The organism is Cryobacterium sp. TMS1-20-1, assembly GCF_004402355.1.
Taxonomy (GTDB): Bacteria; Actinomycetota; Actinomycetes; order Actinomycetales; family Microbacteriaceae; genus Cryobacterium; species Cryobacterium levicorallinum.
This window is the reverse complement of record NZ_SOGF01000069.1, coordinates 1-20,039: the sequence shown is the minus strand read 5'-3', so window position 1 is coordinate 20,039 and position 20,039 is coordinate 1. Positions and strand designations below refer to the sequence as shown.

Sequence of the window (20,039 nt, the reverse complement as noted above, 5' to 3'; positions counted from 1 at the left end):
CCAGCGAACACCGGTTACCTCGAAACAACCATCCCGATTACCTCCAAGGAACCATCCCGATTGCAAGGAGTGAACATGCCTTTCATCACCGTCACCGGTCAGAACGATCCGAGCGTTGAATTGCATTACGACGACGTCGGTGCCGGAAAGCCCGTCGTGCTTATTCATGGTTGGCCCCTCAGCGGCAGATCCTGGGAGGGTCAGGTCCCCGCCCTGGTCGACGCCGGCTACCGGGTTATTACCTACGACCGTCGCGGGTTCGGCCAGTCGTCACAGCCCTGGAACGGGTACGACTACGACACGTTCGCTGCCGACCTAAAGACCGTTCTCGATACCCTGGACCTACGGGATGTTACGCTCATCGGATTCTCGATGGGCGGCGGCGAGCTCGCCCGCTACGTCACTACCTACGGCACCGACCGCATCGCGAAACTCGTCTTCGCCAGCGCGGTGCCGCCGTACCTCTGGAAAGCTGAGGACAACCCTGACGGCGGTGTCGACGCCGACCTGGCCCAGTGGTTCCACGACGGTTTGACCGGCGATCGGCCGGCATTCCTGAATGAGTTCCTGACGATGTTCTTCACGGCGGGTAAACCGTCCTTGGTCAACAAGCCGAAGGTCAGTTCCGAACAGATTGCGTACAACCTCGATATTGCCCAGATGGCTTCACCGAAGGGCACGCTCGATTGCACCACCGCCTTCGCGACGACGGACTTTCGCGATGACCTGACGAAAATTACCATCCCGACCATGGTGATTCACGGCGACTCTGACACCATCGTGCCGTTCGAGGTCAGCGGCAAGCGCACGCACGAGGCCATCTCCGGCAGCGTACTCGTACTGATCGAAGACGCCCCCCACGGTCTCACCGTTTCCCACAAGGACGAATGGAACCGGCACGTACTCGCGTTCCTCGCCAAGTAGCACGCCCGACAGGGCCCCTACCCACGATGCCGGGCCCTGTCGGTGGGTGGCTTGGCCCCTTCGCGTGTAGAGATCTACTCGCAGAGAGTGGCGCGGCAGTCAACGGCAGGCTGGAGTGGTCAGGGCTGGAATTTTCCCAGCACGCAGGCCGTGGTCGCTGACATCTGACCACCTGCTTCCTTGAAAATCGGCATCAGGCGCACGGCGCCCTCGCGTGTGTGAATAACCCCGGCAGTGTCTAGAATGGCCACAGCCTCAAGGTCCCGGGTAAGGGCCCAAAACGGCTGATGGAAGAGCCGTGTGCCGCCGTTGGGTAATTGGGTATGGGTCTGCGCGGTGTAAGCCGCCACAGCCGCTCGCGTTGACGGAAACAAGAGCAGAAACTGCCCGGCGCTCTGATCGTCGGTGCCGTCAATGGACATGGTCGCTGGCACGACGTTCCACTCATTCGGGTCGTTCACGACCGACGTCAGGAAGCTACTGATCAGCCTGTATACGAGAGCACGAGGCGTGGTATTCGGCGTGACTCGGGGCGCCTGAAGACCCGTGGCGAACTCGATCATCTTCACGATCTCGTGCGAACTATCCGAGTTCACAATGCGTCGCCACCCAATGTTGACGGCCTCACCCAAAACCACAAATCTGATGCCGCGTTCCAAATCGAACTGAATGCGCATGCCATCTTGTTCGTCGTGGAGCAGAACTACTGGCCCGTCGTCTTCAGCTGTGACGCGCGTCATGAGTAGATGCGGATGCCGGCGAACCAATTCGCTGGCAATCCACCAGGTCTGCGCCGTCATAAACCGGCTGGCCGCCGCAAAACGCGACTCAGAGGGGGAATTGAAAGTCACCGGAAGGCGATTCGGTGGCGGTGTGCGGATCGGGTAACTAACTCAGGATTCAACATTGAGATGGAGTGCTCCGTCGTTTCAGGGTTCTCACCCGCGCGGTCGCGCGGGAACCAAGCAATCCAGCCATCAGCGCCAGGACGTTTCAAAGTTAGAGCGAAGTGTCAAATATTCATTTTACGGATTTTCGAATCCAGCCCGCTCCCCCCGAAAGAGTTACGGGCCACCGCGATGGAAGACCTCGAAGCGCTTAATCGGTTGGTCCAGGTAGCCGATCACCTGAGAAGTCTCGCTGTTCCGCCTGAGCTCGTCATTGTTGGTGGTGACCTGACTCGGACCGTGGGCGCCCGTCGTGCTGCCAAGCGGACGGCGTCGGCCCTGTGCATCAAGTGCCGCGGTGGCCAGAGGAGGTGACACCGAGATGACATGAACATGACGTACTGAACGTGCGTTCGCATGTGCGCGCGGGCGAACCGTCACCGTGCAGCGCGATGGTCAGCTCTCTGCGGTCATGCCGGTGGATCGGCTCCGTACATATCTTCTCTCGAACTGTATCGCCGCGCGTTCGCGTCACTCGGGAAGATGACCGCACCATTGCGTTGATGGATGGTCGCCCCTTCGTGTCAGAGGGTACGGATGTTGACGGCGCGCTCGCTGACCTCGCCCTGTCGCTTCGTGAGTAAGCCAAAGACTGGGACGACCGGCTGGAGCGTGCTCCGAATCACGCCGACAACTGGGCACTTGTGCAGCTCATCAAACTTTCAACCGACGAGCAGCTCCTCGAATGGCTTGAGCGCGGCGGTGAGTAAGCACCCGGCCACGACCCGCGAGGACCACGACGATTTCTGCGTGGCGGAGAAGTGGCAGCTCGTACGCGGCGCATCAGGACAGCCTGTCAGGCATCACCGCACCTATGAGTTGGCGCTCTGGGACGGGCAAATCCTCCGAACACGAATCTCCCGGCCCGTCGACCGGTCGACGTACCCTGCCGGGATGTGGACCCACATCCTGCGAACATGTCTCCCGTTGTTGCCTTCTCGCCCGCGAACAGGGCCACTACGACCCGTCCATCCGTCGGTGGGAACCAGAAGGTCAGCCGACGCGCAATGCCGACGCAGCGAATCCTCGCAGTCTGGCCATACAGAAACGTCCCGTCAGCCGTTGGCTTACGGAGCGCTGGACATGTCGGTTCCTATCGCCTATCCCGGGCGTGAGTCAGGGGTGACAACACCCTTGACCGCTGCGACCGGGCACCGGCGGCATCCGCTCTCATATGTCGAATATTTACGGACCTGTTCGCTAATTCGGGGCGGCAGGAACATGCTGTGGTCATGTCAGTCATCAAGGCCGCACCGCTGGAGCATATCCGGCGCGAGCGCAGCAGCATCAAGTGGACTCGGTTTCCCGCCGACGTACTTCCCTTGTTCGTTGCCGAGATGGATTACCCCCTGGCACCAGAGATCGTCGCGACCCTGGTGGAGCGCGTACAGGCTTCCGACACCGGCTACCTTGACGGCCCTGGGCCGCTTGCTCCGGCCTTCGCCGCGTTCGCCCTGAACCGCTGGGGCTGGAACGTAGACCCGAGCCACGTACATCTCGCCACGGACGTCAGCGTCGGCATCGTCGAGGCCCTGCGCCTGGCCGTGCCGGTTGGCGGCCGCGTCGCGATCACCCCGCCGGTCTACCCGCCGTTCTACGAACTGGTGGAGGAGGCCCTCGGTAACGTCGTGGAGACCCCCCTGATCGAGCACGGTGACACCTGGCTGTTCGACTTCGCGGCGCTGGAGCGCAGTTTCGCTTCCGGCGTCGATGCCTTCCTCCTGTGCAACCCGCACAACCCGCACGGCATCGTGTGGGCGGGGGCCACACTCGAGGAGCTCGCCCGGCTCGCGGCCGACTATGACGTCTTCGTGATCTCCGACGAGATCCACGCCCCGCTCACTTACCCCGGCGCCACCTTCACTCCGTTCGCCCCGCTGGCCGTGGCCGCCGGCGCGCGCGCGGTGACCGTGACCTCGGCGAGCAAGGGCTGGAACATTGCCGGGCTCAAGTGCGCCATCATGGTCGCGGCCGATGATGCGACCAACGCGCTGCTGAACCTTCTGCCCGAGGAAGTTGCCTGTCGCACCAGCATTCTCGGCCTGCACGCGAATATCGCCGCGTTCGGTTGTACCGACTGGCTCGACACTGCCATCGACCAAATTGTCAGCAACGATGCTCTCCTGGATTCCCTACTCCGCGAACACCTTCCCGCCGTGATCTATCACCGGCCGCGCGCCAGCTATCTTGCCTGGATGGATCTTCGCCACGTCGGTCTCGGGGACAATCCGTACCAGCGCATTCTCGACGATGCCCGCGTCGCCCTCAACAGCGGTGAGTCCTTCGGCCTCGGCGGTCAGGGCTTCGCCCGCCTCAACCTGGCCTGCTCCCCCGACACTCTGCGCGAGGCCGTCGTCCGCATCGCGGCGCTCGTCGCCCGGGTGTCGGCCCAGGCTGCGGCCTGATGACCACCTCTACACAAACGGATGCTCCGCTCCCGACCCACACCGACGCAACAGGAAGTTTCATGGCTACGCCAGCACCAGTATCCGCTTCACTCACGTCGTCACCGCTGAACTCTGACGCTCGTGAGGTCGTGGTCCCGATTACCGACTGGGACGGCTTCAGCTTCGACACCCGCCAGGTGCACGTCGGCGAATACGCCGACGAAAACTGCGGCGCACGCATTCCACCGCTCACCCTGAGCGCCGGGTACGTCTTCGACTCCTTCGACGACGGCGCCGCCCGGTTCAACGGTGGCTCCCGCGAACCCATTTACTCCCGGCAGGGCAACCCGAGCAACGCGGTCGCCGAGCAGCGCCTCGCCTCGCTCGAGGGCGGCACCGCCTGTGTCGCCGTGTCGAGCGGGCAAGCCGCGATCAGCGCCGCCCTGTTCGCCCTGGCCGAAGCGGGCGAACACATCGTGTCGACCGCGAGCATTTACGGCGGTACCCGCATTCTGCTCGGTCGCAGCTTTCGCCGCATGGGCATCGAGGTCGACTACGTTTGGGACACCGACTCCGACGAAGCCTGGGACGCGGTCATTCGCCCGGAGACCAAGGCGATTTTCACCGAAACGATCCCCAACCCGCGCAACGACGTCGTGGATATCGCCCGCATTGCCGCCGTCGCCCGCCGCCACGGCATCCCCCTCGTCGTCGACAACACCGTGGCCACGCCGTACCTGATTCGCCCGTTCGAGCACGGCGCCGACATCGTCGTGCACTCGACCACCAAGTTTCTCAGCGGCCACGGCGCCGGTGTGTCCGGCGCGATCGTCGACGGCGGCACCTTCGACTGGGCGGCGAGTTCCCGCCGCTACCCGCTGCTGACCGACTCGCTGCGCCCCGGCCTGCCGTCGCTGCTCGACCGGTTCGGCCCGGCCGCCTTTGCCCAGTATGTGCGCGAGGCCGTCGTCAACGACGTCGGCCCGGCGCTCTCCCCGTTCAACGGGTTTCTGCTGCACCAGGGCATCGAAACCCTGTCGCTGCGCATGGAACGCCACGTCGACAATTCCCGTGCCATCGCGCACTGGCTCGAAGAGCAGCCGGAGGTCGAGGTCGTCGACTACGCCGGCCTGCCGAGCAGCCCGCTGCACGACATTGCGCAGCAGTACTACAACGGGCGCACCGGCTCGGTCTTCGCCGTCACGGTCAAGGGCGGCACCGAGGGTGCCCGCGCCTTCACGAACGGCCTGCGGGTGTTCAGCCGCATGACCGGTATCGGCGACACCCGCTCGATGGTGCTGCATCCGCTGACCACCACCCACGCCTCCTTCGCCCCCGACCTCAACGCCCGCCTCGGCATCACCGCCGGAATGCTGCGCCTGTCAGTCGGAATCGAAGCGCTCGACGACCTTCTGCTCGATCTCCGCGGGGGGCTCGACCGAGTCGCCGGCATCCTCTAAACGCTAGGTAATCTGAACCAATGAACCTCAACGCAACAATTTTTTCTGCGCCCATTTTCTCCCGCAACACGGGCTTCCGCAGCACGGCTGCCCGCACCTCAGTTGCATTGGGCGCGCTCGTTCTGCTCGCTGCACTGAGCGGATGCGCTCCCGCTGATTCCGGCTCGTCGGCCTCACCTGCCGCGACCGCTGAAGCTTCCTCGGCCGACTGCGCCGGCGTCGCCGTCGTCGTGGACTTCGGTCTGCTTGACGCCGCCACGATCACCGAGTGCGTCGACGCGACCAAGGCCACCCCTGCGAGCGAGACCCTCGCAACGACGGGCACCACGACCGAGGGCAGCGTCGAATACGGCGACGCCATCGTCTGCCGCGTCAACGACCGCCCGGCCGCCGACGAAACCGTCGTGGTCGAGGGCCAGGAATCCTTCACCGAGAGCTGCGCCTCGATGCCACCGGCTTACGCCTACTGGGCGCTCTGGGTGAAGGCCACTCCCGACGCCGAATGGGAGTACGCCCAGGAGGGCATCGGCACGCTCGAGGTCGAACCCGGCCAGTCAGTGGGACTCGTCTACACGACCGGCACTGAAACGCCGACGCCCGGCAGCTAGTGTTTCGCCTGCGCCTGGCCCCGCTTCTCGCGGCAATCGTGCTCGCGGTGGGCTTCGTGCTGCTGCGGGTCGTCTACCGCGTGGTCTTCGGCGGCGCAGGCGCCGGCACCGGCCCGGTACTCCTGGAGCTTCCCCGGCTCCGACTCGACGGGCCGTTCAGCCACATCACGCTGCTGGGCCCGATCACCTTGGTCGGTCTCGGCAATGCCGCGCTCAGCGCACTGCCGGTTGCCGCCATCATCGTGTTCTTCGGCCTGCTGAACGCGGTCATCAACGTGCAATCCCTGTTTGCGCGCGGTGCCGGTCGCGGCCCGCTGCGCGCCATCTCTCGTTCGCTTGTCATCGCCTGGGCGACCTTTCCGGCACTGCTGGAATCCGTGCGCCGCGTGCGGGTTGCCCGCTCCCTGCGCGGAGAACGATCGATCGCGTCGCTGCTCGTGCCCATCTTCGAGCAGACAATCGAGCGCGCGCTCGCGCTGGCCGCGTCGATGGAAACCCGCGGATTTGCGGCGACCCGCGTCGTAACCGGCGTGTGCGAAGCACCGGTGGTGCTCCGGGATGTCAGATTGAACTTCGGTGCTGCGCCTGACAAGACGGGCTGGCACCTCGACGAGCTCAACGTTACCCTCAAGCCCGGCACTCTCACCGTTATCGTCGGCGCGACCGGGTCAGGCAAAACCAGCCTGCTGCACAGCATGAGCGGGCTGTTCCAGCACTTCTACGACGGCGTTCAGACCGGCACCGTCAACATTGGCGGTGCCGATCGGGCCTCGACTCCCCCGCGTGACACGGCCGGTTTCGTCGGGCTTGTCGCGCAGAACGTGCGCCTCGGCTTTGCGGCCGAAACCGTGCACGACGAAATCGGCTTCGCCCTCGCGGTGCGCGGCGTCGCGACCACCATCGTGCACTCCCGGGTACGTGACATCGCCGCCCGGCTCAAAATCGAACATTTGGTCGACCGACCGATCGAGCGGCTCTCAGCGGGCGAGGCCAGCATCGTGGCCATCGCCGCTGCGCTGGTGAACAACCCCATTCTGCTGCTCGTCGACGAACCGCTCGCCGACCTCGACACTGCCGCCCGGGATCGGGTCTGCGCCGTGCTTGACCAACTCGCCCACGAAGCCGGCGTCTGCGTCGTCATCGCCGAACACAACACGAAGGAGTTCGCTTCGATAGCGGATGCCTGGCTCCAGATTCGAGGCAGCCAGCTTCACGAGGTCTCCGCCGGTGAGATGCAGGCGCTGTCGACCGCCGAGACTCCCACGCCGACGCCGGTCGCGTCGCGAGATTTCGGAACCGTGCCGGCTGAGCTGTTGGCAAGCATCCGCCGGCTGAGCGTTCGACACCGAACGAGTCTGGTCGTCGACGACGTGTCCTTCAAAGTGCAGGCCGGCGAGCTGATCGCGCTTCGGGGTAGCAACGGCGCCGGTAAAAGTAGCCTGTTGCGGGCGATGGCGTTGCCGACGGCTGCCGACACCGTCACCGTTGCCGGCCATGACGTGCACTCCCTCAAGTGGAGAACCCGTCGGCAGGCCGTGGCGCTGGTGCCCGAGAACTTCGACGACCTATTGTTTGCGATCACCGTGGCCGAGGAGTGTCGGCGGGCTAACCGCACTCTGGCTGGCGCCGATACGGCACAGACATTTGCGCAGCTGCTGGGTTTCGATGGCGTCGCGGATGTCGCGCACCTGCTGCAGCGCCACCCACGCGACCTCTCTTCCGGCGAACGCCTCTGCCTCGTGATGGCCATTCAACTCGCGGCCCGGCCCGCCCTACTACTCATCGACGAACCCACTCGTGGCCTCGACCTCACGTCGCGTGCCCTGGTGAGCGACGCTTTGCTCAAAGCCGCGAGCCACAGCGCTGCGGTTATTTTCGCGACCCACGACGACGACTTCGCGCGGGGTCTCGCCTCCCGAATCCTGCGCATGGATGCCGGCCGGCTCGAAGTCCCTATCGAGGTGCACTCGTGACGGTCATTGTGAGCGCGCGCCGGCGCATCCGCTGGACGTCGTGGATTCTGGGCAGCGGCAGCGTTCTCGCCGCCGCAGCCTTCGCCTGGCCGTTCTTCGTCGCGGCGGTGCCGGCCGACGCGCAGGTCGCCGTGCCGATCGTGGCGTTCGCGCTCATTCCGGCGCTCATCGTGGCCCTCGCGCTCACCCTCGACCGGGAGATGTACACGGCGAAAACAGTGGCGCTGCTCGGTGTGCTCGCGGCGGTCGGTGCCGCGGTGCGAATCGCCGGTGCCGGCATGGGCGGGGTTGAGGCGGTGTTCGTGCTGCTGATTCTGGCCGGACGGGTCTACGGCGCGCGGTTCGGTTTTCTGCTTGGACTGCTCACCATCGCGGTGTCCTCCCTGCTCTGGGGCGGCTTCGGGCCCTGGACCCCGTTCCAGATGTTCGCCTGCGGCTGGGTCGGCGCCGGCGCAGGGCTGCTGCCGCACTGGGCGAAAGCGACCCCGACCGCACCCAGGACCCAACCGGCGTCGACCGCACAAGCGCCAAGCCAACCCGCGCATGGCGAGCCCGCGCCAGGCGCACCCGCGCAGCGCTGGCACCTCCCCAGGCTGAACGCGCAATCGCGGCTCACGACCGGGACGCGCTGGCGTCGGAGCCTCGAAATCGTGCTGCTGGCCGTCTACGGCGTCGTCTCGTCGTACCTGTTCGGCCTCATGATGAACCTCTGGTTCTGGCCGTTCGCCGTCGGTAGCGGTACCGGCATCTCCTACACGGCCGGGGCCGACGCCGGGCAGAACCTCGCCTCGTTCGCGTTGTACTCCCTGGTCACGTCAACCCTCACCTGGGACACCGTGCGGGCCATCACCACTGTGGTCGGCATCTCCCTGGTGGGCCCGGCCGTTCTCGCCGCCCTGCGCCGCGCACGCCTGGGCCCCCGCTGACTCGTTCTCTGGCTCGAAGGCATCCGTTTCGCGCTGCGCGGGACGTGCGCCAGTGCGCTGGAGGCGCAACTCCGCGCGGAGCCCCCTCCGACCCCGACGCACTACACCGAGAAGTACTTCGCCTCCGGGTGGTGGAACACGAACGCGTCGGTCGACTGCTCGGGGTGCAGCTGCAGCTCCTCCGACAGCACGACGCCCATCCGCTCCGGCTTCAACAGTTCGACCACCTTGCGGCGATCCTCCATCTCGGGGCAGGCCGGGTAGCCGAGCGAGAACCGAGCACCGCGATACTCGAGCTTGAACATGCCGGCGATATCGGTGGGGTCTTCGCCGCCCACACCGAATTCCGAGCGGATGCGCGAGTGCCAGTATTCGGCAAGCGCCTCGGTCAGCTGCATGGTGAGCCCGTTGAGTTCCATGTAATCGCGGTACTGGTTCGCGGCGAACATTTGGGCCGTCACTGAGTCCACGTTCGAGCCGGCGGTGACCAGCTGGAGGGCGACGACATCCGTTTGGCCAGACGCTCGACCGCGCACGAAGTCGGCCAGACACAGGTGCTTGTCACGGCGCTGCCGGGGAAAGTTGAAGCGCAGGCGATCAGAGCCGAGCACGCCGTCGGAACCGCCGTCGGGCGCGAGCAGTCCAGCCTGGCCGACCAGGCCGGTCGGGTCGTCGCCGTGGTGCAGCACGACCAGGTCGTCGCCGTCGGCAACCACCGGAAAGTAGCCGTAGGCGACGGAGGCATCGAGCATGCCCTCGCCCAGGATGCGGTCGAGCCAGTAACGCAGGCGCGGCCGACCGACGGTATCGACCAGTTCCTGGTAGCTCGCACCATCTTCAGCCCGGCTGGGCTTGAGCCCCCACTGCCCCATGAACGTGGCTCGTTCGTCGAGGAAGGCAGAAAAGTCGGCTAGGGCCACGCCCTTGACGATGCGGGTGCCCCAGAACGGCGGCACCGGGATCGGGTTGTCGCTCGCGACCTCGGACCGAGCGGGCATCTCCTCGGGTTCGGTCAAGGTGAGCAGACTCTTCTTGTGGATGCGTTTCTTGAGCGGCGGCAGGCCGACCGATTTGGGGTCGGCACCGCGGGCGATGGCCACGAGGGGTTCCATCAGGGCGAGGCCCTCAAACGCGTCGCGGGCGTAGCGCACCTGCCCGGCGAAGACGCTGTCAAGGTCGTCCTCCACGTAGGAGCGGGTGAGTGCGGCGCCACCGAGCAGGATCGGCCACTTGTCAGCGAGGCCGCGCGATTCGAGTTCGAGCAGGTTCTCTTTCATCACCACCGTGGATTTCACGAGCAGCCCGCTCATGCCAATCACGTCGGCGTTGTGTTCTTCAGCCACCCGAATGAACTCAGCAATCGGCTGTTTGATGCCGATATTGATCACGTCGTAGCCGTTGTTGGTGAGGATGATGTCGACGAGGTTCTTGCCGATGTCGTGCACGTCGCCGCGAACTGTGCCGAGCACGATCGTGCCCTTGCCGGCCGCTTCGGATTTCTCCATGTGCGGCTCCAGCAGCGCGACGGCGGCTTTCATGACCTCGGCGGACTGCAGTACGAACGGCAGCTGCATCTCGCCGCTGCCGAAGCGGGCGCCGACGACCTGCATGCCCACGAGCAGGTGCACGTTGACGATATCGAGCGCGCTCAACCCCCCGGCTCGGGCAAGGTCGAGGTCAGCCTCGAGGCCCTTGGCCTCGCCGTCGATAATGCGGCGCTCCAGCCGTTCGCCCACCGGCAGGGCCGCCAGTTCGGCGGCACGTTCGTCCTTCAATGCGGCGGAGTCGACGCCGGCGAACAGGTCGAGCAGGGCCACTAGCGGGTCGTAGGTGAGGGTGCCTTCGGCGTCGTATTCGCGGCGGTCCCAGACCAGGTCCATGGCCACCTTTCGGCGGTCATCGGGCACCGAGGCGAGCGGCACGATCTTGGCGGAGTTGACGATGGCGGAGTCGAGGCCGGCCTCGGTGGCTTCGTGCAAAAACACCGAGTTGAGCACCGACCGGGCGGCCGGGTTGAGTCCGAACGACACGTTCGACACGCCGAGCGTCGTGTGGATGCCGGGATATTTCGCCTTGATCTGGCGGATCGCCTCGATGGTTTCGATGCCGTCGCGGCGGGTTTCCTCCTGGCCGGTCGCGATCGGAAAGGTGAGGGCGTCGACGATGATGTCCTCGACCCGCATACCCCACACGTTCACCAGGGTCTCGACCAGCCGGGTGGCGATGCGCACCTTGTGTTCGGCGGTGCGGGCCTGCCCTTCTTCATCGATGGTGAGGGCGATCACGGCGGCGCCGTGCTCTTTCACGAGCGGCATGATGCGACCGAACCGGGAGGTAGGCCCTTCGCCGTCTTCGAAGTTGACCGAGTTCACCACCGGGCGGCCGCCGATGAGTTCCATGCCGGCCTGCAGCACGGCCGGTTCGGTCGAGTCCACCACGAGCGGCAGGGTCGAGGCGCTGGCCAGACGGGAGACGACCTGTTTCATGTCGGCGACGCCGTCGCGGCCGACGTAGTCGATGCACACGTCGAGCAGGTGGGCGCCGTCCCGCACCTGGCTGCGGGCGATGTCGACGCAGTCGTCCCAGTTCTCGGCGAGCATCGCATCGCGGAACGCGCGCGAGCCGTTGGCGTTAGTGCGCTCGCCGATGGCGAGGAAGGCGCTGTCCTGGTCGAAGCTCACGTGCTGGTACAAGCTCGCGACGCCGGCATCCGCTTCGAGCGTTCGCGGTTTAACGGTGACACCACGCAACCGTTCGACCACGGCGGTCATGTGTGCGGGAGTCGTACCGCAGCATCCGCCCACCAGCCCCAGCCCGAATTCCTTCACGAATTGTTCGTGTGCCGTGGCGAGCTGGTCAGGGGTGAGCGGGTAGCTCGCGCCGGTCTTGGTCAGCTGCGGCAGGCCGGCGTTCGGCATACAGATGACGGGAACGCGGGAGAATTTGGAGAGGTGGCGCAGGTGCTCGCTCATCTCGGTCGGTCCGGTCGCGCAGTTCAGGCCGATCGCGTCGATGCCGAGGGGTTCGAGCGCCGTCAGGGCTGCGCCGATCTCGCTGCCCATCAGCATGGTCCCGGTGGTCTCCACCGTCACCTCCACGAAAATCGGCAAGCGGATGCCGGTCTCAGCGATGGCCTGCTTGCATCCGTTCACCGCGCTCTTGGTCTGCAGCAGATCCTGCGAGGTCTCGATGAGGAACGCGTCGGCGCCACCGCGGATCAACCCGAGCGCCTGCTCGGCGAAGGTGGCCTTGAGGTTGGCGTAGGTGGTGTGGCCGAGGCTGGGCAGTTTGGTGCCCGGGCCCATCGAGCCGAGCACCCAGCGCACGCGGCCGTCGCGGGCTTCGAACTTCTCGGCACTGGTGCGGGCGATCTCGGCGCCGAGCCTGGCGAGTTCCTCGATGCGGTCTTCGATGCCGTAGTCGGAGAGGTTGGACCAGTTCGCGCCGAAGGTGTTGGTCTCGATGGCGTCGATGCCGGTTTCGAGGTAGACGTCGTGGATGGCCGCGATAATATCGGGGCGGCTCACGTTGAGGATCTCGTTGCAGCCCTCGAGCTGCTGGTAGTCGTCGAGGGTGGGGTTGTGCTCCTGCAGCATGGTGCCCATGGCGCCGTCCGCGATGACGACGGAGTTGGTCACGGCATCCAGCAGTGCCTGGGATCGAGCCGGGCGTGCCGCAGCGATGGGGGTGTCAGCGACAGTAGTTCGCACAGTGCTCATGCGCCCAGCTTAACTGCGGGCATCGGCACTCCGACGAGGAGGCGTAACGAATCTTAGTGTGCGGGCCCGGGCCCGATGAGTCTGCCCGATTCTAGGACTCAACATCCACGTGGAGCCAGGGCCCGCTCGATGAATGGTGGTCGTACCGTGTGCAGAACCGGTACTGGAGCCCCCGCGTTGCCACCACTATCGAGCGATGCCCTGACCGATCCTCCCCCGAGGACCCACGTTAGACATGTCTATCGTAACCCGATATGGGCACCGGTGCATACTTGCGGTGACCGATCCCGCTGCGGGGTAGGCTGATGGGCTAGTAGGGGGCATCGTATGAGCTACGAAGCACGGCAGAAACGGGCACACACGATGGTGTCCGACCTCGGTCTGCCCCGCCCACTGACGGCTGAATTGCTGCACCGGCACATGGAATCGGTGCGTGGAAAAAAGATCGTGGTGCAGAGCGCGACCCCCCGCATGCTGGAGTCGGGCCTCTGCGGGCTGTGGATCGCCGTGGCCGGGGAGAGTTTTGAGCGCATCCACCATGCACCGACCACCTCCCCGGTGCACCGCCAGCAATTCCTCAACCACGAGTTCGGTCATATGATTCTCGATCACGAGAAAGAACTCATTCCTGCGGAACGAATTGCGCTGCTGGCACCCCTGATTCCGATCGACGCGATCGCCTACGCCCTGTCGCGGAGCCAGTTCACCGATGAGCAGGAGGCCCTGGCCGAAGCCATCGGAGATCGACTGGCCCTCATCATGCTGCAGGACGCACCCGAAGCTGCCCAGGGCACCCCAACCGGATTCGGACGAGTCCTCTAGTGCAAACAATTCTCTTCACACTGTCGGCCGTCTTTTGGATCGCCGCCGCGGTCTGCGTCCCATCGGCCATTCGCGGACGACGTCGGCCGCTACTGCTGTTTCTGGCGGTCTTTGCACTAACGATGACGCTAATGCCGCAGCCGGTGTACCGGCCGGTTGACGCGCTTCTCGGCGGCGGCAACGTGACTTATTTCATCTTCCACGCCCTCACCATCGTGGCCATCGCACTGCTCGATGTCATCGTGCAGGAGGCTATGTCTCCGCGCGGACTGACGCGGGCTCGTCAGCGAGCGACTGTGCTGATCACCACGGCGATCGTGCTCGTTCAGGCCGTTCTGTTTTTTGGAAGCGACTGGCGGGTCACCGACGACATCGCAGCATCCTTCATACCGCGCTGGGATTTCACTGCCTACGCGGCCACGACCTGGATCGCGATGGGCATCTTTGCGGTGTCGTTCGGTATCGCGTGCATTCGGGACTTGCGACGGCAGCGACGTCTGGTGACCCGGATCTCACTGAGTCTCGTGCTCCTTGCGTGCCTGGGAGTACTCGCGTACGCCCTCATCAGCCTGACCAGCGCCATCCTGGCCGTGCTGTACGCAGACTACCTTCTGGTCGGTTGGGGCCGAATCGCGTACACTCTGAGCCTGCTCCTCTCGCCGATAAGCCTCGTCATCGGCCTGGGACTGACCGCCACCGTCGACGGGTTGACCTCGAGCGGGAGAAACTTCCACGATCGTGTGCTTTTATGGCGCATCACACCGTTGTGGCAACGCCTCCTGGCCGACACTCCCGAGCTCAGCATCGAACGAGAGCTGTCACCGCTTCAGCTACTCATCGTGCGTGTGCCAGGTGCGCACCTGTACCGGCGGCACGTCGAGATTCGGGACAGCTTGCTACTTCACCCCGAGCAGGCCGTCAGTCCGGCCGAACAGGGCCTGATCGACCTGGCCGAGGTGCGCACGCAGGCCCGAACCACCGCTCTGGCCGGGGTGACCAGATGACCGTCGCGCGGGGCGCCGACGAGGTGAGCCCCCAGGTGGAATTGGCGCGCAAACTCAACTTGCTGCTTGACGTCGTCGTCGCTGAAGGAAACACTCCGTACACCTATCGCCAAATCGAAGCGGGGCTCAAGGAACGCGGCCTGACCCTGTCGCGAGCTCGCTGGGCGTACATGATCACCGGCGAAGGACCGCTCGTCACCGATCCGGCATTGCTCACCGGAATCGCCGATTTCTTCCGCATCCCTCCGGAGTACATGCTCGGCGGGGGTGGCGACCTGCCCGAACGGGTCGACGCTCAACTCGCCTTCGTGAAGAGCCTGCGCGTTGCGCGCGTGGTGAGCTTCGCTGCCCGGATGCTCGGCGATGTCTCCCCCGAAACCCTCCGGTCGATCACCGAGCTGCTCGAAAGCGACACTCCCGATCCACCTCCGGATTCACTAGATCACGCATAGTGGTCCCATCCTCAACCGCAAGGAGCTTTTCGTGCCCATCACTGCTTTTCTCGACATCCATGTGAAAACCGAGTCTCTCGCTGACGCTCCTGACATCCTGCACGAAACTCTCATCGTTACCAGAGCCTTCACTGGATGTCTTGGCGTGGATGTCCTCGTCGATACCGAAGACCCCACCCACTTCGTACTCGTGGAGAAGTGGGCGTCACTGGAGCACGACGCCGCCTACCGCACCTTTCGAGCCGGGCCAGGAAAATCACCCCTCGGAGCAGTCCTGGCCGGCCCGCCCCTGCTGACCAAGTTCGAAATCGCCACGGACATCTAAGGCACTATCCGAGGTGCGCGACCGCTTCTGCCGTGCCGCCAGACATCGTCAGCGCCCGGTTCCACCGGCGATGGCGTAGGACCACAGCTCACTGCTCACACCGACCGGGCGCGCGGCCGGCTCGCCGTCTTTCGGCGTCTCGCTGCGGTGTCCGTGCGCGAAGGACGGCGAGGTGAGCCAGGCCTGAAAGGATTCCTCGTCGGCCCAGCGGGTCACGACGAGCCAGGTCAGGCGGTCGTCGGTCGGCTTGAGCAGTTCGAAGCCCTCAAAACCGGGGCGGTCGTCGACGGCACCGGCGCGGGCGGCGAAGCGCTGGGCGAGCTCGTCGCCGCCATCGCTCGGCACGGTAATGGCGTTGATTTTGATGATCGTCATGGGGCTGCTTCCTGTTTGACCGGTCGTGGGTGTGTGTCCCATGCTGCCACTGTCTGCTGCGTGCCCGCGCCGCGAACCGCTCGCCATTCAGGCTCGATGCTTATGCTGGAGGGACCATGCGACTTCTTTTGATCCGTCACGGCCAGACTCCCGGCAACGTTCTCGGGCGGCTCGACACCGCGCATCCCGGTCCGGGCCTGACCGATCTCGGTCTGCGCCAGGCCGCTGCGATTCCCGATGCCCTGCGCTCCGACCCGATCGACGCCATCTTCGTATCAACGCTCCTGCGCACCCAGCTAACGGCGCATCCGCTCGCCGCCGACCGCGGTCTAGAGCTGCAGGTCGCCGGGGGTTTGCACGAGATCGAAGCCGGGTCGCTGGAGGGTCTGCGTGATCGGGCATCCGTTCGTGCCTATCTGGAGACCGCGGTGGCCTGGGGTTCCGGCGATCTTGAAAAGCGGATGCCGGGTGCTCACGACGGCCACGATTTCCTGCGTCGGTTCGACGTAGACATTGCTGCGGCGGCAGGGCGCTCGGAAGTGGCGGCGGTGTTCAGCCACGGCGCGGCGATTCGGGTGTGGACGGCCGCGCGTGCCCAGAACGTGCCGCCCACTTTCGCCAGTGAGAACGAGCTCGATAACACCGGTGTGGTCGAGCTCACCGGCTCGCCAGAGGACGGTTGGACCCTGCTGTCTTGGGCCGGCCTCCCGGTCGGCGGCATGGCGCTGGCCGACCTCGGCGCGGCCGACCCACTGGGCGAACCGCTCGCCGAGGTGTGATTTGGCGGCATCCGTTCGCCGACCCGTGAGTCTCAACCTGATTTCAACGGCCTGTAACTCACGTCTCGTCGACGTTGGGACGTTGCTGCGCCCGGGGAACTCTCGGCCGCACGAGAGCGTGGCTGTCCCGCAGCAGCTCTTCGACGAGCTCGCGGGGCACATGGCCATCGAGCACAATCGTGATCCAGCGCTTCTTATTGAGGTGATACCCCGGCGTGATCCACGCGGGAAACTCCTCACACAGCGCGCGGCTTTCCTCCGGATCACACTTTAGTGAGACCGTCAGCGGGTCGCCGGCCAAGGCAGCAAGGGCAAAAATCTTGCCGTTGCCGCTGGTTTTGAACACGCTCGTCTCCTCGCCGAAGGGAAAGGTCTCAACAGCCTGAGGCAGGCTCAGACACAGGTCGACGAGCGCGTCCGGGGTCATCAGGCCAATCTAGGCCGCGACAAGATTCATCGCATCGGCGGTCAGCTCGACCGACCGCAGGCGTTCCTCGATCCGCGGGGACTGGTGGGCCAGAATGAGCTCATCGGCCCCGGTTCCCTCGGCGAATTCCTCGAGGTAGGCGCGCACCTCGTCCGCCGTTCCGACGGCCGAGTAGCGCATCATGTTGGCGATGTTCCGGCCCTCCGGGGTGGTCAGGAAGACGTCGATCTGGTCGTCGCTGTACTCGGGCGTGGCCGGTCCGCGGGAGAGCATGCCGCGCACCCGGATGCGACGGGTCGTGTCAAACTGCGCCACAGCATCCGCTTTCTCATCGGCCGCGATCACGTTGGCGGCAACGATGAGGTGCGGGGCGGCGAGCTGCTCCGAGGGCCTGAAGTCGCGGCGGTAGAGCGCGATGGCTTCGTGCAGCGCGTCCGGCGCGAAGTGCGAGGCGAAGGCGTAGGGCAGGCCGAGTGCGGCGGCGAGACCGGCGCCGAACAGCGAGGAGCCGAGAATGTACAGCGGAACGTTGGTGCCGGCCCCGGGAACCGCCTGCACACCGGGCACGATCGACTGGCCGCGCAGGTAAGCCTGCAGTTCCATGACGTCCTGGGGAAACTGGTCGGAGGCACGCGGATCGCGTCGCATCGCCCGAGCGGTGGTCTGGTCGCTGCCGGGCGCCCGGCCCAACCCCAGGTCAATGCGATCGGGGTAGAGCTCGGCGAGGGTGCCGTACTGCTCGGCGATCACGAGCGGCGAGTGGTTGGGCAGCATGACGCCGCCGGACCCCAGCCGAATGGTGCTGGTCTGCCCGGCGACGTGGCCGATCAGAATGCTGGTCGCCGACGATCCGATGGTCGGCATATTGTGGTGCTCCGCGTACCAGACGCGCTCGTACCCGTGTTTTTCGGCGGTCTGGGCCAGCGCGACACTCGCCGCAAAGCTCTCCCGAGCGGTCTCCCCAGGGGCAATCGGAGCGAGGTCAAGAATGGACAGCGGAATAGTCATACTGGGACCAACGCTGGCGCGCGCAAATCGTTACCCGCTACCCGAAATGGGCAAGAGGCATTTCCATCAGGTAACGAACTGAAACATTTTCGCCTTCTTGCAGACAATCCGTACCCGGGCGACCTAGCCTCGTACGCATAGACCAGCTCCGCCAGCATCGCCGGAGAGTGACATCGGGTTTCGATCCCGATCGCGTGCCAACAATTCGCGCACGATCAATTCGAGGCAAACGCCTGCTCCGGTAGGTGCATTCGCCCGGCAGCTCCGACGAGATGCCCCGCTGAAGTGGAACCACAACCATGACCGACGACGAACTTCTGCTTGAAATCGACTACACCGGCTACGACAGCTCCTGCCGCGACCCGCACATCACCCCGGCCGCGGACCTCGTGGAGTGCCGCCGCCTGCGCGGCCACGGCGGCGAGCCGCACGGCACCCGGGCCGGCGTCCGCGCCATCCGCTGGAGTGTAGAGCCCACTCCCCTGGCCGCGTAACGGCGGCGCTGGAGGGCTCCGCCTGGGCCTGCGCGTCCGGGGCGCTCCTGCGCCTGCGCGTCCACTTTGCCGGCGGTTGCGGCTGCGTTGCGGCTGCGTTGCGCCGGTGCCCCTACAGTTCTCTGCGCCGGCCGTCGGGCTGCGCCGGCGCGCACTGTTCTTGGTCCTGGCCTGTCTAGCAGCTGGGACCGAGTTCGCAACATCGGCACGGCATGGCGGCACACGCTGCTTGTGGATCGGGACGCCATTCCAATCGGCCGAATCTGCCCTGCAGAAAATAATGACAGAGTTTCGATAGTTATTTTTATTTGTCGCTCGCGTCACCGCAACGCCTCCGATGGCACGAACCTTTCAATCGAACGTGATTCAGGGCCTTCCAGCGCGCGGGAAGCTCCGCCAACTCGCTGTGGCACCGAAATTCGTGTAGAAATCTACCTGAGTTTCTCTCGCTTTTGTGTTCGATTGGGGGTAGAATCATGGGAAGGAGGCAATGGCGCCCATGTTCATGGAAAACCCGAGCGAGGTCAGTTTGAACCCCACTATTGTGGCGGTGGAGCAGGCGCGGGATGCGTTGTTGGCGGCGTTGGGTGGGCTGTCCTTCGGGCTGCTCGGTGATGAAGAATCCTTGAGCATGTTGCTCGCGCTGGAGAGTGTGGGCCGGGTTGTTGATGGGGCCCGGGTGCTGTCCACGACGGATGTGCTGCGTCGTTCCGAGTACTTTGATGCGTCCGTGGCGAAGAAGGCCGCCGTGAAAACGGCCCAGCAGACCGAGATTGAAGCGGCGGGCGCGGTGTCTCTGGCGCGTAGGCTGGGCTGCCGTAGCGGTCTCGTGTTGGTTTCGACCCTGGCCCGGATCTCGCGCAGTGAGGTGCGGCAGCGTGCGTCGCTGGGTAAGGCTGCGGGTGAGCGGATGCTGCTCGGCCGGCCCCTGACACCCACCTATCCCGTTGTCGGCGAAGCCTTGCAGGGCGGGGCGCTCGGCGTGGAGCAGGCCCGCGTGATCGTATCCGTCCTCGACGGCCTACGTTCCTCGGTTCTGGTTGATGACCTCGACCGGGTCGAACGATCTCTCGTGGCGAGTGGGTCCGGTGCGATCACGCCCGAGACCGAGGGGCTTCCCGGTGCGGGGATTGCGTTCGCGCCGGAGTTGCTGCGCCAGCAGGGCATTGCGTGGCAGGCGCGCCTTGCGCCCGACGGGTCCGCGCCCGGTGAGGCGACGGTGGAACGGCGCAGCTGGCTCTCCTTTGGTGGGCTGGCGAACGGGGGCTACAGCCTGAATGGCTGGATGACCACCCTCGATCGGAGCCTGTCAAATCTTTTGTGTAAGTGTTGGGAATTGGTTAGAGGTGGGGGTTGATTCGGTCGGGGTAAATCATCACGAGCTGGCTGAGGGCTTGCTTCCAATTCGT

The 20,039-nt window shown here is 65.2% G+C and carries 18 protein-coding genes; 13 read left to right on the top strand and 5 right to left on the bottom strand.

The window, feature by feature from the left end; all coding sequences use genetic code 11:
• Window positions 1-75: 75 nt before the first annotated feature.
• Window positions 76-924, top strand: coding sequence for an alpha/beta fold hydrolase (locus E3O45_RS16520; RefSeq protein ID WP_134444576.1), 849 nt, complete (start codon window positions 76-78; stop codon window positions 922-924).
• Window positions 925-1,043: 119 nt separating this feature from the next.
• Here E3O45_RS16520 and E3O45_RS16515 read toward each other — a convergent pair whose 3' ends face one another.
• On the bottom strand, window positions 1,044-1,775 hold the full coding sequence (locus E3O45_RS16515) for a hypothetical protein (RefSeq protein ID WP_134444574.1): 732 nt from the start codon (window positions 1,773-1,775) through the stop codon (window positions 1,044-1,046).
• Between the two features lie 1,328 nt (window positions 1,776-3,103).
• Between E3O45_RS16515 and E3O45_RS16510 the strand changes: the two genes are divergently transcribed.
• The 5 genes from E3O45_RS16510 to E3O45_RS16490 are packed head-to-tail and all read left to right on the top strand — an operon-like array spanning window position 3,104 to window position 9,225.
• Window positions 3,104-4,276 (top strand): MalY/PatB family protein, encoded by a 1,173-nt coding sequence (locus E3O45_RS16510; protein WP_134444572.1) that lies wholly within the window; start codon window positions 3,104-3,106, stop codon window positions 4,274-4,276.
• A complete protein-coding gene (locus E3O45_RS16505) occupies window positions 4,276-5,718 on the top strand; it encodes an O-acetylhomoserine aminocarboxypropyltransferase/cysteine synthase family protein (protein WP_241985412.1) in 1,443 nt (480 codons plus the stop codon). Before E3O45_RS16510 ends, E3O45_RS16505 begins: the two co-directional genes overlap by 1 nt.
• Before the next feature lie 20 nt (window positions 5,719-5,738).
• Window positions 5,739-6,326: a hypothetical protein gene (locus E3O45_RS16500; RefSeq protein WP_241985411.1), complete on the top strand. Its 588-nt coding sequence runs from the start codon at window positions 5,739-5,741 to the stop codon at window positions 6,324-6,326.
• Window positions 6,326-8,299, top strand: a complete 1,974-nt coding sequence (locus tag E3O45_RS16495; RefSeq protein ID WP_134444570.1) for an ATP-binding cassette domain-containing protein — start codon at window positions 6,326-6,328, stop codon at window positions 8,297-8,299. Before E3O45_RS16500 ends, E3O45_RS16495 begins: the two co-directional genes overlap by 1 nt.
• Window positions 8,296-9,225 (top strand): ECF transporter S component, encoded by a 930-nt coding sequence (locus E3O45_RS16490; protein ID WP_241985410.1) that lies wholly within the window; start codon window positions 8,296-8,298, stop codon window positions 9,223-9,225. Before E3O45_RS16495 ends, E3O45_RS16490 begins: the two co-directional genes overlap by 4 nt.
• A 101-nt stretch (window positions 9,226-9,326) precedes the next feature.
• Here the strand turns inward: E3O45_RS16490 and metH are convergent, their stop codons facing one another.
• Window positions 9,327-12,944 (bottom strand): methionine synthase, encoded by a 3,618-nt coding sequence (metH, locus tag E3O45_RS16485; RefSeq protein WP_134444568.1) that lies wholly within the window; start codon window positions 12,942-12,944, stop codon window positions 9,327-9,329.
• Between the two features lie 327 nt (window positions 12,945-13,271).
• On the opposite strand from metH, the gene E3O45_RS16480 reads away from it, so the two are divergent.
• From E3O45_RS16480 to E3O45_RS16465, 4 genes are read left to right on the top strand one after another with little or no spacing between them, the layout of a single operon-like run.
• A complete protein-coding gene (locus E3O45_RS16480) occupies window positions 13,272-13,766 on the top strand; it encodes a hypothetical protein (RefSeq protein WP_134444567.1) in 495 nt (164 codons plus the stop codon).
• The gene (locus E3O45_RS16475) at window positions 13,766-14,770 is read left to right on the top strand and encodes a DUF6545 domain-containing protein (RefSeq protein WP_134444565.1); all 1,005 of its coding nucleotides are present in this window, start codon (window positions 13,766-13,768) and stop codon (window positions 14,768-14,770) included. Before E3O45_RS16480 ends, E3O45_RS16475 begins: the two co-directional genes overlap by 1 nt.
• The gene (locus E3O45_RS16470; RefSeq protein WP_134444563.1) at window positions 14,767-15,222 is read left to right on the top strand and encodes a hypothetical protein; all 456 of its coding nucleotides are present in this window, start codon (window positions 14,767-14,769) and stop codon (window positions 15,220-15,222) included. The genes E3O45_RS16475 and E3O45_RS16470 overlap by 4 nt, the downstream gene beginning before the upstream one ends.
• 31 nt (window positions 15,223-15,253) lie before the next feature.
• Window positions 15,254-15,547, top strand: a complete 294-nt coding sequence (locus E3O45_RS16465; RefSeq protein WP_092452215.1) for a putative quinol monooxygenase — start codon at window positions 15,254-15,256, stop codon at window positions 15,545-15,547.
• 48 nt (window positions 15,548-15,595) lie between these two features.
• On the opposite strand, the gene E3O45_RS16460 is transcribed toward E3O45_RS16465, so the two are convergent.
• Window positions 15,596-15,922 (bottom strand): antibiotic biosynthesis monooxygenase, encoded by a 327-nt coding sequence (locus E3O45_RS16460; protein WP_092452218.1) that lies wholly within the window; start codon window positions 15,920-15,922, stop codon window positions 15,596-15,598.
• A 116-nt stretch (window positions 15,923-16,038) separates the two neighbouring features.
• Between E3O45_RS16460 and E3O45_RS16455 the strand changes: the two genes are divergently transcribed.
• Window positions 16,039-16,701 (top strand): histidine phosphatase family protein, encoded by a 663-nt coding sequence (locus E3O45_RS16455; RefSeq protein WP_134444561.1) that lies wholly within the window; start codon window positions 16,039-16,041, stop codon window positions 16,699-16,701.
• A 58-nt stretch (window positions 16,702-16,759) separates the two neighbouring features.
• On the opposite strand, the gene E3O45_RS16450 is transcribed toward E3O45_RS16455, so the two are convergent.
• Window positions 16,760-17,128 carry an MmcQ/YjbR family DNA-binding protein gene (locus tag E3O45_RS16450; protein WP_134444559.1) on the bottom strand — a complete coding sequence of 123 codons (369 nt, stop codon included), beginning with the start codon at window positions 17,126-17,128 and terminating at the stop codon, window positions 16,760-16,762.
• A 9-nt stretch (window positions 17,129-17,137) separates the two neighbouring features.
• Window positions 17,138-18,136, bottom strand: a complete 999-nt coding sequence (locus E3O45_RS16445; RefSeq protein WP_134444557.1) for an LLM class flavin-dependent oxidoreductase — start codon at window positions 18,134-18,136, stop codon at window positions 17,138-17,140.
• A gap of 299 nt (window positions 18,137-18,435) precedes the next feature.
• On the opposite strand from E3O45_RS16445, the gene E3O45_RS16440 reads away from it, so the two are divergent.
• Together E3O45_RS16440 and E3O45_RS16435 are read left to right on the top strand one after the other, a co-directional pair.
• On the top strand, window positions 18,436-18,630 hold the full coding sequence (locus tag E3O45_RS16440) for a hypothetical protein (protein ID WP_134444555.1): 195 nt from the start codon (window positions 18,436-18,438) through the stop codon (window positions 18,628-18,630).
• 490 nt (window positions 18,631-19,120) lie between these two features.
• Window positions 19,121-19,987, top strand: coding sequence for a DUF222 domain-containing protein (locus tag E3O45_RS16435; RefSeq protein ID WP_134444554.1), 867 nt, complete (start codon window positions 19,121-19,123; stop codon window positions 19,985-19,987).
• Window positions 19,988-20,039 lie beyond the last annotated feature (52 nt).

What these genes read in the sequence shown, in the direction of transcription:
- E3O45_RS16520 (WP_134444576.1), top strand. Translation starts at nt 76, where the DNA reads ATGCCTTTCATCACCGTCACCGGTCAGAACGATCCGAGCGTTGAATTG.
- E3O45_RS16510 (WP_134444572.1), top strand. Translation starts at nt 3,104, where the DNA reads ATGTCAGTCATCAAGGCCGCACCGCTGGAGCATATCCGGCGCGAGCGC.
- E3O45_RS16505 (WP_241985412.1), top strand. Translation starts at nt 4,276, where the DNA reads ATGACCACCTCTACACAAACGGATGCTCCGCTCCCGACCCACACCGAC.
- E3O45_RS16500 (WP_241985411.1), top strand. Translation starts at nt 5,739, where the DNA reads ATGAACCTCAACGCAACAATTTTTTCTGCGCCCATTTTCTCCCGCAAC.
- metH (WP_134444568.1), bottom strand. Translation starts at nt 12,944, where the DNA reads ATGAGCACTGTGCGAACTACTGTCGCTGACACCCCCATCGCTGCGGCA.
- E3O45_RS16480 (WP_134444567.1), top strand. Translation starts at nt 13,272, where the DNA reads ATGAGCTACGAAGCACGGCAGAAACGGGCACACACGATGGTGTCCGAC.
- E3O45_RS16470 (WP_134444563.1), top strand. Translation starts at nt 14,767, where the DNA reads ATGACCGTCGCGCGGGGCGCCGACGAGGTGAGCCCCCAGGTGGAATTG.
- E3O45_RS16460 (WP_092452218.1), bottom strand. Translation starts at nt 15,922, where the DNA reads ATGACGATCATCAAAATCAACGCCATTACCGTGCCGAGCGATGGCGGC.
- E3O45_RS16455 (WP_134444561.1), top strand. Translation starts at nt 16,039, where the DNA reads ATGCGACTTCTTTTGATCCGTCACGGCCAGACTCCCGGCAACGTTCTC.
- E3O45_RS16450 (WP_134444559.1), bottom strand. Translation starts at nt 17,128, where the DNA reads ATGACCCCGGACGCGCTCGTCGACCTGTGTCTGAGCCTGCCTCAGGCT.
- E3O45_RS16445 (WP_134444557.1), bottom strand. Translation starts at nt 18,136, where the DNA reads ATGACTATTCCGCTGTCCATTCTTGACCTCGCTCCGATTGCCCCTGGG.
- E3O45_RS16440 (WP_134444555.1), top strand. Translation starts at nt 18,436, where the DNA reads ATGACCGACGACGAACTTCTGCTTGAAATCGACTACACCGGCTACGAC.
- E3O45_RS16435 (WP_134444554.1), top strand. Translation starts at nt 19,121, where the DNA reads ATGGCGCCCATGTTCATGGAAAACCCGAGCGAGGTCAGTTTGAACCCC.